The 11,903-nt window shown below is 74.3% G+C and carries 13 protein-coding genes; 12 read left to right on the forward strand and 1 reads right to left on the reverse strand.

Annotation, left to right across the window (positions count from 1 at the left end; genetic code table 11):
- Window positions 1-6 precede the first annotated feature (6 nt).
- Genes mnmE through FHS87_RS11175 form a run of 5 tightly spaced genes read left to right on the forward strand, consistent with a single transcriptional unit; the run spans window position 7 to window position 5,502 of the window.
- Window positions 7-1,317 (forward strand): tRNA uridine-5-carboxymethylaminomethyl(34) synthesis GTPase MnmE, encoded by a 1,311-nt coding sequence (gene mnmE / locus FHS87_RS11155; protein ID WP_184517886.1) that lies wholly within the window; start codon window positions 7-9, stop codon window positions 1,315-1,317.
- Window positions 1,318-1,348: 31 nt separating this feature from the next.
- Window positions 1,349-3,229: a tRNA uridine-5-carboxymethylaminomethyl(34) synthesis enzyme MnmG gene (gene mnmG / locus FHS87_RS11160; RefSeq protein WP_184517889.1), complete on the forward strand. Its 1,881-nt coding sequence runs from the start codon at window positions 1,349-1,351 to the stop codon at window positions 3,227-3,229.
- Window positions 3,226-3,831: a 16S rRNA (guanine(527)-N(7))-methyltransferase RsmG gene (gene rsmG, locus FHS87_RS11165; RefSeq protein WP_184517892.1), complete on the forward strand. Its 606-nt coding sequence runs from the start codon at window positions 3,226-3,228 to the stop codon at window positions 3,829-3,831. Before mnmG ends, rsmG begins: the two co-directional genes overlap by 4 nt.
- Complete coding sequence (locus FHS87_RS11170) at window positions 3,818-4,666, forward strand: ParA family protein (protein ID WP_184517895.1); 849 nt, start codon at window positions 3,818-3,820, stop codon at window positions 4,664-4,666. The genes rsmG and FHS87_RS11170 overlap by 14 nt, the downstream gene beginning before the upstream one ends.
- A complete protein-coding gene (locus FHS87_RS11175; protein WP_184517898.1) occupies window positions 4,663-5,502 on the forward strand; it encodes a ParB/RepB/Spo0J family partition protein in 840 nt (279 codons plus the stop codon). The genes FHS87_RS11170 and FHS87_RS11175 overlap by 4 nt, the downstream gene beginning before the upstream one ends.
- A 39-nt stretch (window positions 5,503-5,541) precedes the next feature.
- On the opposite strand, the gene hslV is transcribed toward FHS87_RS11175, so the two are convergent.
- Window positions 5,542-6,096, reverse strand: coding sequence for an ATP-dependent protease subunit HslV (hslV, locus tag FHS87_RS11180; protein WP_184517901.1), 555 nt, complete (start codon window positions 6,094-6,096; stop codon window positions 5,542-5,544).
- A 104-nt stretch (window positions 6,097-6,200) separates the two neighbouring features.
- Here hslV and FHS87_RS11185 point away from each other — a divergent pair, with 104 nt between their 5' ends.
- From FHS87_RS11185 to FHS87_RS11215, 7 genes are all read left to right on the forward strand, one after another.
- Entirely contained in the window at window positions 6,201-7,358 is a 1,158-nt protein-coding gene (locus FHS87_RS11185) for an energy transducer TonB (RefSeq protein ID WP_184517904.1), read from the forward strand.
- 75 nt (window positions 7,359-7,433) lie between these two features.
- Entirely contained in the window at window positions 7,434-8,039 is a 606-nt protein-coding gene (gene hisB, locus FHS87_RS11190) for an imidazoleglycerol-phosphate dehydratase HisB (protein WP_184517907.1), read from the forward strand.
- On the forward strand, window positions 8,039-8,404 hold the full coding sequence (locus tag FHS87_RS23745) for a DUF2628 domain-containing protein (RefSeq protein ID WP_184517910.1): 366 nt from the start codon (window positions 8,039-8,041) through the stop codon (window positions 8,402-8,404). The genes hisB and FHS87_RS23745 overlap by 1 nt, the downstream gene beginning before the upstream one ends.
- Complete coding sequence (gene hisH / locus FHS87_RS11200; protein WP_184517913.1) at window positions 8,401-9,051, forward strand: imidazole glycerol phosphate synthase subunit HisH; 651 nt, start codon at window positions 8,401-8,403, stop codon at window positions 9,049-9,051. Before FHS87_RS23745 ends, hisH begins: the two co-directional genes overlap by 4 nt.
- Window positions 9,048-9,623: a GNAT family N-acetyltransferase gene (locus tag FHS87_RS11205; RefSeq protein WP_246418326.1), complete on the forward strand. Its 576-nt coding sequence runs from the start codon at window positions 9,048-9,050 to the stop codon at window positions 9,621-9,623. Before hisH ends, FHS87_RS11205 begins: the two co-directional genes overlap by 4 nt.
- The gene (gene hisA / locus FHS87_RS11210) at window positions 9,623-10,336 is read left to right on the forward strand and encodes a 1-(5-phosphoribosyl)-5-[(5-phosphoribosylamino)methylideneamino]imidazole-4-carboxamide isomerase (RefSeq protein WP_184517916.1); all 714 of its coding nucleotides are present in this window, start codon (window positions 9,623-9,625) and stop codon (window positions 10,334-10,336) included. Before FHS87_RS11205 ends, hisA begins: the two co-directional genes overlap by 1 nt.
- Window positions 10,337-10,352: 16 nt before the next feature.
- On the forward strand, window positions 10,353-11,837 hold the full coding sequence (locus tag FHS87_RS11215; RefSeq protein ID WP_184517919.1) for a mannitol dehydrogenase family protein: 1,485 nt from the start codon (window positions 10,353-10,355) through the stop codon (window positions 11,835-11,837).
- The last annotated feature ends 66 nt before the right edge of the window (window positions 11,838-11,903 follow it).

Here is an 11,903-nt window from a genome sequence, read left to right on the forward strand (position 1 = left end):
CCCGCCATGGACACCATCTTCGCCCTGGCCACCGCGCCGGGCCGGGCCGCCATCGCCGTGCTGCGCCTCTCCGGCCCCGGAAGCCGGGAGATGCTGGCCGGGCTCTGCGGCAGACTGCCCACCCCGCGCCAGGCGTCCCTGAGGCGCTTGCGCGACGCCAAGGGCGCCGTGCTCGACGAGGCCTTGGTCCTCTGGTTACCCGGCCCGGCCTCCTACACCGGCGAGGACTCGGCCGAGCTGCACCTGCACGGCGGCGCGGCCGTGGTGGAGGGCGTAGGGGCCGCGCTCGTCGCCCTCGGCGCCCGCCCTGCCGAGGCCGGGGAGTTTACTCGCCGCGCCGTGCTGAACGGCCGCATGGACCTGACCGCGGCCGAGGGCGTGATCGACCTGATCGAGGCCGAGACTGCGACCCAGCGCCGGCAGGCGTTGCGCCTCGCGGGCGGCGGGCTGGCAGCGCTCTCCGCGTCCTGGTCGGACAGGCTGGCCGACCTCCTGGCCCGGCAGGAAGCGCTGATCGAGTTCGAGGATGAGGGCCTCCCCGGAGCCCTGGAGAGAGAGGTTGCGGCGGGGATCGAAGCCCTGGCGGGGGAGATGGCGGCGCGGCTCGCAGGCGATGTCGGGGGAGAAAGGGTGCGCGAGGGGCTGAGCATCGCCATCCTCGGCCCGCCGAATGCCGGGAAGTCCTCCCTGCTGAACGCCCTGGTCGGGCGGGAAGCAGCGATCGTCTCCGCCCGGGCCGGGACGACGCGCGATGTGGTCGAGGTCCGCATGGTGCTGGCGGGCCTGCCCGTCGTGCTCGCCGATACGGCGGGCCTGCGCGAGGCGGCGGACGAGGTGGAGGCGGAAGGGGTCCGCCGTGCCCTCGGCCGGGGCGAGGAGGCCGATCTCGTCCTCGCCCTCCTCCCCTGCGACGCGCCACCCGATCCCGCCACCCTCGCCCTCCTCGCGCGCCGCCCCTGCCTCGTGGTGGCGAGCAAGGCGGATTTCGGCGGGGCAGGGAGCGGCGGAATGCCCGCGGGAGGTCTTGCTGTCTCGGCACGTACCGGGGCGGGGATGGATGAGTTGCGGCGGGCCCTGGAGGCGGAGGTGGCGCGCCTGGCACCAGGGGCGGGCGAGACCCTGCTCGCGCGCCCCCGGCACCGCGCGGCGATCCGCGACGCGCTCGGCTGGCTGGCGGAAGCGTCCAAGGCTCCCCTGCCCGAGCTGCGGGCCGATGCCCTGCGCGAGGCCCTGCGCGCCCTCGGGCGTCTCACCGGCCGCGTCGGCGCGGAGGAAATACTCGACCGCGTCTTCGCCGAGTTCTGCATCGGGAAGTGACCCGCGGGCGGCGCGGCGGTATAGGCGCGCCATGGATTTGCGCTTCGATGTCGTGGTGATCGGGGGCGGGCATGCCGGGGCGGAAGCGGCTGCGGCCGCGGCCCGCTGCGGCGCCCGCACCTTGTTGCTGACGCACCGGCTGGATGCGCTGGGCGAGATGTCCTGCAACCCCGCGATAGGCGGTGTCGGCAAGGGGCATCTCGTGCGCGAAGTGGATGCGCTGGACGGGCTGATGGGCCGCGCGGCCGACGCGGCCGGCATCCACTTCAAGCTGCTGAACCGGAGCAAGGGACCCGCCGTGCGCGGCCCCCGGGCGCAGGCCGATCGTGGCCTCTACCGCCGCGCCATCCGTGCGCTGTTGGAGGAGACGCTCGGCCTCACCCTACGGGCCGGGGTGGCCGAGGGGCTGGAGCGCGGCGTGGATGGCGGGATCGACGCCGTCCTCACCGGTGACGGCGCCCGGATCGCCTGCGGGGCGGTGGTGGTGACAGCCGGCACCTTCCTGCGCGGCGAGATCCATCTCGGCCCGGAGCGGCAGCCCGCGGGCCGCCATGGCGACCCGGCCTCCCTCGGCCTCGCCCTCTCCCTGGCCGCGCTCGGCCTGCCCGTGCGACGGCTGAAGACGGGTACGCCGCCGCGGCTGGACGGGCGGACGATCGACTGGGCCGCGGTGGAGCCGCAGCCGGGCGACGACCCCGCCGAGCCGCTCTCCTGGATGACGGAGCGGATCACCGGCCCGCAGGTGAGCTGCGGCATCACCGCGACCACCCCCGAGACGCACGCCATCATCCGCGCGAATCTCGGCCGCGCGCCCGTCCATTCCGGACAGATCCAGGGACCGGGCCCGCGCTACTGCCCTTCCATTGAGGACAAGGTGGTGCGCTTCGCCGAGCGGGAGCGCCACCAGATCTTCCTGGAGCCGGAAGGGCTGGACGACCCGACCGTCTATCCGAACGGCATCTCCACCAGCCTTCCGCGCGACGTGCAGGACGCCGTGATCGCCAGCATCCCCGGCCTCTCCCGCGCGCGCATCCTGCGCCACGGCTACGCGATCGAGTACGACCACCTGGACCCCCGTGCGCTGCGCCCGGGGCTGGAGGTGAGGGAGGTGCCGCGCCTCTTCCTCGCCGGCCAGGTGAACGGCACGACGGGCTATGAGGAGGCAGCCGCCCAGGGCTTGCTCGCCGGCATCAACGCCGCCCACCGGGCCGGGGGCGGGCGGGAGCCGCGCGTCCTGCTGCGGACCGAGGCCTATGCCGGCGTGCTCGTGGACGACCTCGTCACCCAGGGCGTGACCGAGCCCTACCGCATGCTCACCGCCCGCGCCGAGCACCGGCTGCGCCTCCGGGCCGACAATGCCGGCCTGCGCCTGACGGAGAGGGGCATCGCCTGGGGCTGCGTCGGCCCCGAGCGCGCCGCCCGCCACCGCGCCTTCGCCCGTGCGGTCGAGGACGCGCTCGCCCGCGCCCGGGCCGAGCTTGCCACGCCGGCCGCCCTGGCCCTGGCCGGCATCCCGGTGAACCAGGACGGAATCCCCCGCTCGCTGCTGGAGGTCATGGCCCTGCCCGCCGCCGCTGGTCCGGCGCTGGAGGCGGCCTTTCCCTGGTTGCGGGACCTCCCCCGGGGCGTGCGGGAGCAGTTGGAGACGGAGGCCCTCTACGCGCCCTACCTCTCCCGCCAGGCGGCCGAGTTCGCCGCGCTGGAGCGGGAGGAGCGGCTGCCCATTCCGGAGGATGTGGACTTCGCCTCCATCGCCGGCCTCTCGACCGAGATGCGCCAGCGCCTCGCCTCCGCCCGGCCCGCGACGCTCGGCTCGGCCGGGCGCGTTCCCGGCATCACCCCGGCCGCGCTCGTCGCCCTGGCCGGCCACCTTCGGCGCGCGCATTCCGCCGCGCGGGCGGGGGCGGCGTGAAGGCACCGCTCGCCACTGTTTCACGTGAAACCGAGACGCGGCTCGACGGCTTCCTCGCCCTCCTGCTGCGCTGGAACGCGCGGATCAACCTCGTCGCCGAGCGGGATGCCGAGCGGCTGCGTGCGCGCCACATCGCCGATTCGCTTCAACTCCTGCCACTCCTGCCTGAGAGGGAGGGGCCGGCGGCCGATCTCGGCACGGGCGGCGGCTTCCCCGGTCTGATCCTCGCAATCGCCGATACCGGGCGCCCCTGGCACCTCGTTGAGTCCGACCGCCGGAAGGCGGCTTTCCTCCTCGCCGCCTCGGCAGAGCTGGGGCTCTCCCATGTGCGCGTGCACGCCGAGCGGATCGAAGCCGTCTCCCTCCCGCCCCTGTCCCTCGTCACCGCCCGCGCCCTCGCGCCGCTCACCACCCTGCTCGGCCACGCCGCCCGGCTCCTCCGGCCCGACGGCACCGCGGTCTTCCCCAAGGGGCGGACGGCAGAGGCGGAATTGACCGCGGCCGGCGCGGACTGGACAATGAGCACCGAGCGCTTCGAGAGCCGCACCGAGCCGGGCGCCACCATCCTTCGCATTACCGGAATACGCCGTGTCGGCCCCTGACCGTCCCACCTCCGCGCGCCCGGCCAAAGACGCCGGCCCGCGCCGCATCGCCCTCGCCAACCAGAAGGGTGGCGTGGGCAAGACCACGACCGCCATCAACCTGGCCACGGCACTGGCGACAGCCAAGCGCGTGCTGCTGCTCGATATGGACCCCCAGGGCAACGCCTCCACCGGCCTCGGCGTGCCGCGGAACGAGCGGGGGGCGGGAAGCTATGCCCTGCTGGTCGGCGACCGGCCGCTGGCCGACCTCATCCGGCCGAGCAAGATCCCGGGCCTCGACCTCCTGCCCGCCGACAACGACCTCGCCGGCGCCGAGATCGAGATGGTCGGGATGGAGGACCGGGAGCACCGGCTCGCGCGGGCGCTGGAGCGCGATGCCGGGGCGCTGGCCCGCTACGACTACCTCCTGATCGACTGCCCGCCCTCGCTCGGCCTGCTCACGCTCAACGCGCTGGTCGCCTCGCAATCCGTGATGGTGCCGCTGCAGACGGAGTTCTTCGCGCTGGAGGGCATCTCCCAGATGGCCCGCACGGTGGAGCGGGTGAAGCGCCTGAACCCCGCGCTCGCCCTGGACGGAATCGTGCTGACCATGTTCGATCGCCGCAACAACCTCTCCGAGCTTGTCGCGCGCGACGTGCGCAGCTTCTTCAAGGACCGGGTGTACGACACCGTGATCCCCCGCAATATCCGCGTCTCCGAGGCGCCCTCGCACGGCCTGCCCGTGCTCCTCTACGATATCAGGTCATCCGGCGCGCAGGCCTATATCAAGCTCGCGGCCGAGCTGCTGAAGCGCGACCGCGCCCGCACGCGCGCCGCCAAGGAGAGCGCCGCATGAGCCGCAAGCCGCTCCGCCTCGGCATGGGCCTCTCCGCCCTGCTGGGCGACGAACAGGGCCCGGCCGCGGCCGCCACGCCTCAGTCCCTCCCGATCGACGTGCTGGAGCCCGGCCCCTTCCAGCCCCGCGGCCCGATGGACGAGGAGGCACTGTCGGAACTCACGGCCTCCGTGCGCGAGCACGGGGTGCTGCAGCCGATCCTCGTGCGCCCGAAGCCCGGGGCGAAGGGCGCCTACCAGATCATCGGCGGCGAGCGCCGCTGGCGCGCGGCCCAGGGCGCACGGCTGCACGAGGTGCCCGTGGTCGTCCGCGAGATGGACGACCGCGCCGCCATGGCGGCCGGGCTCGTCGAGAACCTTCAGCGCGAGGACCTGAACGCGCTGGAGGAGGCGGAGGGCTACCGCCGGCTGACCGACGAGTTCGGGCTGAAGCCCGAGGCCCTGGGCAATGCCGTGGGCAAGAGCCGCAGCCACGTCGCCAACACCATGCGCCTCCTCGGCCTGCCCTCGGGCGTCCGGCAGATGCTCGGGCGCGGCAGCCTGACCGCCGGCCATGCCCGCGCCCTGCTAACCGCCCCGGACCCCGTGCGGCTGGCCGAGCTGGTCGTCACGCGCGGGCTGAACGTCCGGCAGACCGAGGCGCTCGCCGCCTCCGCCGAGCGCCCCCGCGCCGCCCGCCGCGCACAGGATGCCGAGACCCGGGCGCTGGAGCGCGAGCTGTCCGAACGGCTGGGTCTCAGGGTGTCGATCGAGCACCGGGGCAAGTCGGGCAAGGTCACGATCGCCTATCGCGATCTCGACCAGCTCGACGGCGTCGTCCGGCTGCTCCAGGGATAGGGGCCGCCGGGAGCCACGCTCCCGGCGGGAGGGGGCGCGCTACAGCGTCTCCAGGATGAAGCGGCCGTTGGTGTAGACGCAGATGTCGCCGGCGATCGTCATGGAGCGACGCGCGATCTCCTCCGCCGTGAGCCCGTCCACCGTCATCAGCGCCCGCGCGGCGGCGAGCGCGTAATTGCCGCCCGAGCCGATGCCGATGACGCCGTCCTCCGGCTCCATCACATCGCCCTGGCCGGTGATGAGAAGGGAGCGGTCCTTGTCGGCGACCGCGAGCAGCGCCTCCAGCCGGCGGAGGTAGCGGTCGGTCCGCCAGTCCTTCGCCAGCTCGACGGCCGCGCGCTCGAGTTGGTCGGGGAAGCGCTCCAGCTTCGCCTCCAGCCGCTCGAGCAGGGTGAAGGCGTCCGCGGTCGCGCCGGCGAAGCCGGTGATGACCTTGCCGCCCGCGATGCGCCGGACCTTGCGGGCGTTGTTCTTCACCACGGTCTGGCCCATGGAGACCTGGCCGTCGCCGGCCATGGCCACTTGGCCGTCCTTGCGCACGCAGAGAATGGTGGTCCCGTGCCACCCGAGGGGATCGTGTTGTGTGGTATCCATGATGGGAGCGATGTGGCGATCCCGGATGCGCCGTGCAATCCGGGCGCTTCCCGGGATGGTGCGCCCACCCCATCTGCGCCGGGGCAGGGGATTCTGAAGACGGCATGAGCGCAGCGGGTCTCTCCGCCATCGGACCGGGGGCGCCCCGGGTGCCGCGCGTCCCGCGCGCGGCCCGGCGGGGGCGCGCGCGGCGCGGGAGATGGCGCGGCCTCGCCCTCGCCGTCTCGCTCCTCCTGCACCTCGCCGCCGGCTGGTGGCTGCTCGTTGGCTTCGAGCGTCGCCCGGTGCGCGAGCCGGCGGAGGCCTCGGCGATGGACGTGCTCTTCGACGGCGGGGCGCCGGAGGAGAGCCCGGCTCCCCCGCCGGAGGCCGCCTCCGCGCCGCTCGACCCGCCGAGCGAGGCCGCCTTGCCGGAGCCGCCCGCCCCGATGCCGCGCCTCGCCGAGCCGCCCGCCGCGCCTCCCCTCCCGGCGCCGCCCGCCGCTGCTCCACCCGCCGCTGCTCCGCCCGCCGCTGCTCCGCCCGCGCCGGTGCCGCCCCTGCCGGCTCTCGCCGAGGCGCCTCCGCCGCCCGCCCCGCCCCTGCCGCGCGCGGCTCCCTCCCTGCCGCTTCCCAGCGCGCCCGCCCCGTCCGACCTCGCGCCTCCTCCCCCGGCCGAGGCGCCCGCGCAGCGGACCGAGACCGCCGCCCTGCCGCTACCCCCTCCGCCCCCGGAGCCGCCTCCGCCCGAGCCGGCACCGCAGGCCCAGCTGACGCCCAGCCCCTCCCCGCCACGCCCGCGGGCTGCCCCGGCCAATCCCTTCGCCGGCGCGCTCGACCTCAGCCAGGGGCCGCCGATCAGCCTCGGCCGCCCTGCCGCGCCGTCCCCCTCCGCCTCGTCCTCCCTCTCCCGGCGCAACCGCGACTCGACCTCCAGCTCGGCGGCGGAGGCGGACGCGCCGAACGCGCAGCTCCGCATCCGCGGCGCCCAGCTCGGGGCGGACTGGCGCTCGGCCTTCATGGCCTGGCTGCGGCAGCACGGGTACTACCCCCGCCAGGCCGCCGAGGCGGGGGAGGACGGCACGGCCGTGGTGCGCTTCAGCGTGGACCGCAGCGGGCAGGTCAGCGGCGTGCAGCTCATCGGCCGCTCGGGCTCCATCTGGCTCGACGCCGGGGCGCAGGCGCTGCTGCGCGGCCGCAGCGTGCCGCCTTTCCCGCCCGGCACGCGGGAGGACAGCGCCGAGATCGACCTGACGATCAACTACATCCTTCGCCGCCGCTGAGGCGCGCGGCAGACGCCGGGCCGGCATTAACACCGCTTGGTTCCCCCCGGGCCCGCCCCGGTCTAAACGACCGGCATGGACGCCTTTCCCCGCCGCGCCGAGATCGCCCGCGAGACCTCCGAGACCCGCATCCAGCTCCGGCTGAACCTGGACGGCACGGGCCGCGCGGAAATCGCGACCGGCATCGGCTTCCTCGACCACATGCTGACGGCGCTCGCCCGCCACGCCATGATCGACCTCGCCGTCAAAGCGGAGGGCGACCTGCATATCGACTTCCACCACACCACCGAGGATGTGGGCATCGTGCTGGGCCAGGCGATCCGCCGCGCCCTGGCCGACAAGCGCGGGATCCGCCGCTACGGCCAGGCACTGGTGCCGATGGACGAGGCCTTGGCCGAATGCGCCATCGACATCTCCGGCCGCCCCTTCCTCGCCTGGTCCGCGAGCTTCCCGCGCGACAAGGTGGGGGAGATGGACACGGAGCTGTTCGAGGAGTTCTTCCGCGCGCTCGCCATGAACTCGGCCATGACGGTCCACCTGACGCAGCGCGCCGGCACCAACGCCCACCACATCGCCGAGGGCCTGTTCAAGGCCTTCGCCCGCGCCCTGCGGATGGCGGTCGAGGCCGACCCGCGCGCCGAGGGAACCATCCCCTCCACCAAGGGGATGCTGGAGGCCTGATGCGCGTTTTCACCGTCCATGCCCGCGGGGGCGACAAGCCCCGCACCGAGCTGGTGCGGGAGGGCTTCTCCTTCCCGGCCACTCTCTTCGGCCCGCTCTGGCTTCTCTGGAAGGGGCTGTGGCTGGCGCTGCTCGGTTACCTCATCCTCGGCACGGCAATCGCCTTCCTGCCGGACCCCTGGGAGGGCTGGGCGGGGCTCGCGATGCAGCTCCTCCTCGGCTTCCACGCCCGCGACCTCCAGCGCTGGACGCTCCGCCGGGGCGGCCTCGTGGAGACGGGCGCCGTCGTCGCGCCGGACGAGGAGCTGGCCCTGCTGCGCCTGCTCAGGGCGCGCCCGGACCTCGCGCGCGGAGCGATGGCGTGAGGCTCGCGGTCGTCGATCCCGGATCGGGCAACCTCGCCTCCGTCCGCCGCGCCTTCGAGCGGGCGGCGCGGGAGGAGGGCGTGGCGCTGGACCTCGCCGTGACCACCGAGGCGGAGGAGGTGCTGGCGGCGGACCGGGTGGTGCTGCCCGGCCAGGGCGCCTTCGCCGCCTGCACCCGCGGCCTCGCCGCCCTGCCCGGGGTGGCGGAGGCGCTGCATGAATCCGCCATCCGGCGCGGCCGCCCCTTCCTCGGTATCTGCGTCGGCATGCAGATGATGGCCGAGCGCGGGCTGGAGCACGGCGTGACGCCGGGCCTTGGCTGGATCCGGGGCGAGATCGCGCCGATGGACCCGAGGGACGGCCAGGGCGCGCCGCTGCCCCTTCCGCAGATGGGCTGGAACGCGCTGGAGGCGCATGGCGCGCACCCGCTGCTCGCCGGCCTGCCCGAGGGGGCGCACGCCTATTTCGTCCACTCCTATGCCCTGCGCGGCGGGCGGGAGGAGGAGCTGCTGGCCAGCGCGCGTTACGGCGGGGATGTCGCGGCCGTGGTGGGCCGGGACAACCTGGCCGGCACCCAGTTCCATGCGGAGAAGTCCGGCCCCGTGGGGCTGCGGATCCTGCGGAACTTCCTGCGCTGGTCGCCATGACCGAGGTGATGCACTCGCTCTCGGTCGAGCGGGCCGAGACGCTCTCCGAGGCCGACATGGCCGATCTCTGCGAGGCGACGGATGCCGCCATCATCGAGGGTGGCGGCTTCGGCTGGGTGGCGCCGCAGGGCCGCGCGGCTCTGACCCGCCACTTCGGCGGCGTGCTACTGGTGCCCGAGCGCGAGCTCTTCGTGGCGCGGCTGGACGGGCATGTCGTCGGCTCCGCCCAGCTCGTCCGCCCCGCCCGCAACAACGAGGCCCAGGCCTGGGCCGCCCAGCTCACCCACGCCTACATCGCCCCCTATGCCCGCGGCCACGGCCTCGCGCGCATGCTGGTGCAGCGGCTGGAGGAGCGGGCGGCGGCGCTCGGCCACCGCGTGCTGAACCTCGATGTCAGGGAGACGCAGGCCACCGCCATCGCGCTCTTCGAGGGGCTGGGCTACATCCGCTGGGGCACGCACCCTGCCTATGCGCGGATCAACGGCCGCACGGTCGCCGGCCACCACTACTACAAGACGCTGGAGCCGGTGCGGGGCCGCCCGACCGAGGCGCTTTTCCCGCAGGACCCCTGATGAGCTTCACCCCCTATCCCGCCATCGACCTGAAGGGCGGGCAGGTCGTGCGCCTCAAGCGCGGCGACATGGCCCAGGCCACGGTCTATGGCGATCCCGCCACCCAGGCCGCCGCCTTCGACGCGGCGGGCTTTCCCTGGCTGCATGTGGTCGATCTCGACGGCGCCTTCGCCGGCCGCCCCGCCAATGCGGAGGCCGTGCGCGCCATCCTGGCCGCCACCACCCGCCCCGTGCAGCTCGGCGGCGGCATCCGCGATATGGCGACGGTGGAGGCCTGGCTCTCCGCCGGCATCGCCCGCGTCATCCTCGGCTCGGCGGCGGCCAAAAACCCCGACTTCGCGCGGGAGGCCTGCCGCGCCTTCCCGGGCAAGGTGGCGATCGGCATCGATGCGCGGGACGGCTTCGTGGCGACCGAGGGCTGGGCCGAGACGGGCACGCTGACCGCGCTCGACCTCGCGCTGAGGCTGGAGGATGCGGGCGCCGCCGCCATCATCCACACCGACATCGACCGGGACGGGATGCTGGGCGGGGTGAACGTGGCGGCGACGGCCGCGCTGGCCGGGCGCCTCTCCACCCCCGTCATCGCCAGCGGCGGCGTCGCCGGGCGCGCGGACCTGGACGCCCTGCGCGCCACGGGAACGATCGCGGGGGTGATCATCGGCCGCGCGCTCTATGACGGGCGGCTGACGCCCGCCGAAGCGCTGGGCGCCTGAGGGGGAGAGGGCGGCCATGGAGCCGGTGGCGCTGAACAGGGGCAGCCTGTCCCGCCTGAGACCCCCTGTCCGCGTCCCGCGCTACGACCCCGCCGGGGTGAGGGCCGGGGTGGTGCATCTCGGCCTCGGCGCCTTCCACCGGGCCCATATGGCCCGCTACACGCACGAGCTGATGGAGGTCGATCCCGGCGCGCTGGGCTGGGGCACGGCCGGGGCGGGCCTGCTGCCGGCCGACCCCCGGATGCAGGAGAGCCTCGTCCCGCAGGACGGGCTCTACACGCTGGTCGAGCGCGACGGGGTAGGCGAGACGGTCTCCGTCATCGGCTCCATCGCCGAGGTCATCCATGCCGGCGATTCCACCGCGGCGCTGCTCGCGCGCATCGACGACCCGGCGATCCGCATCCTCAGCCTGACCGTCAGCGAGAACGGCCTCTGCCTGAACCCCGCCACGCGCCAGCTCGACCCGGAGCACCCGATGATCCGCGCCGATCTCGCCGCGCCGGACCGGCCGCGCAGCGCGGTGGGCGTGATCGTGGAGGCCTACCGCCGGCGCATGGCGGCGGGGGGCGGCCCCTTCACCGCGCTCACCTGCGACAACATCCAGAACAACGGCGACGTGCTGCGCGAAGCGGTGCTGGCGCTCGCCGGGTTGCGGGACGCCGGGCTGGCGCGCTGGATCGCGGCCCATGGCGCCTTCCCTAACAGCATGGTGGACCGGATTACGCCCGCCACCCGGCCCGACCATGTCGAGCACCTGGACCGCCGCTACGGCATCCGGGACCGCTGGCCCGTCTTCTGCGAGAGCTTCACCCAATGGGTGATCGAGGACCGCTTCGCCGCCGGCCGCCCGGAATGGGAGCGGGTGGGGGCACAGATCGTTCCCGATGTCGTGCCCTATGAGATGATGAAGCTGCGGCTGCTGAACGGCAGCCACCTCGCCATCGCCGTGCTGGGGCGGCTGATGGGCCACCGCTTCGTGCATGAGGTGATGGCCGACCGGCGCATGCGCGCCTACATGGCCGCGCTGATGGACCGCGAGACCGGCCCCACCCTGGCCCCGGTGCCGGGCGTGGACCTCGCCGCCTACAAGCGGACCCTGGTCGAGCGCTTCGCCAATCCCGCCATCGAGGACACGGTGGAGCGCATCAACACCGATGCGCCGATCAACCTGCTGGTGATGCCGATCGAAGCGGGCCTCGCCATCGGCGGAGAGGTCGATTTCCTGGCCCTCGCCCTCGCCGCCTGGATGCGCCGCCTGCGGGGCGTGGACGACAAGGGCGCGCCCATCGAGATCCGCCACCCCCTCGCCCCCCTGCTGCAGGAGAAGGCAGGCGAAGGCGGGCGCGACCCCATGCCGCTGCTCTCGATCGAGACCCTCTTCGGCGGGCTGGGCCGGGAGGAGCGCTTCGTCGCGCCGCTGCGGCGCTGGCTGGCCTCCCTCTACGATATCGGCGCGGAGGGGACACTGGAACGCGCGATGAGGGAGCTGGCGGCGGGGTAGCGACTGCGCGGCCGGCATCCGGGGCCCCGGTCTCCCGCCAGCAGGGTGCCGGGAAGAGGGCGGCGC

Origin of the sequence: Muricoccus pecuniae (assembly GCF_014199205.1) — a bacterium.
Lineage (GTDB): Bacteria > Pseudomonadota > Alphaproteobacteria > Acetobacterales > Acetobacteraceae > Roseomonas > Roseomonas pecuniae.

Bases quoted from the DNA above. Each gene is read 5' to 3' on its own strand.
- FHS87_RS11215 (WP_184517919.1), top strand. From the start codon at position 10,353: ATGGAGCCGGTGGCGCTGAACAGGGGCAGCCTGTCCCGCCTGAGACCC.
- mnmG (WP_184517889.1), top strand. From the start codon at position 1,349: ATGGATTTGCGCTTCGATGTCGTGGTGATCGGGGGCGGGCATGCCGGG.
- hisA (WP_184517916.1), top strand. From the start codon at position 9,623: ATGAGCTTCACCCCCTATCCCGCCATCGACCTGAAGGGCGGGCAGGTC.
- mnmE (WP_184517886.1), top strand. From the start codon at position 7: ATGGACACCATCTTCGCCCTGGCCACCGCGCCGGGCCGGGCCGCCATC.
- FHS87_RS11185 (WP_184517904.1), top strand. From the start codon at position 6,201: ATGAGCGCAGCGGGTCTCTCCGCCATCGGACCGGGGGCGCCCCGGGTG.
- hslV (WP_184517901.1), bottom strand. From the start codon at position 6,096: ATGGATACCACACAACACGATCCCCTCGGGTGGCACGGGACCACCATT.
- hisB (WP_184517907.1), top strand. From the start codon at position 7,434: ATGGACGCCTTTCCCCGCCGCGCCGAGATCGCCCGCGAGACCTCCGAG.
- FHS87_RS11205 (WP_246418326.1), top strand. From the start codon at position 9,048: ATGACCGAGGTGATGCACTCGCTCTCGGTCGAGCGGGCCGAGACGCTC.
- FHS87_RS23745 (WP_184517910.1), top strand. From the start codon at position 8,039: ATGCGCGTTTTCACCGTCCATGCCCGCGGGGGCGACAAGCCCCGCACC.
- FHS87_RS11175 (WP_184517898.1), top strand. From the start codon at position 4,663: ATGAGCCGCAAGCCGCTCCGCCTCGGCATGGGCCTCTCCGCCCTGCTG.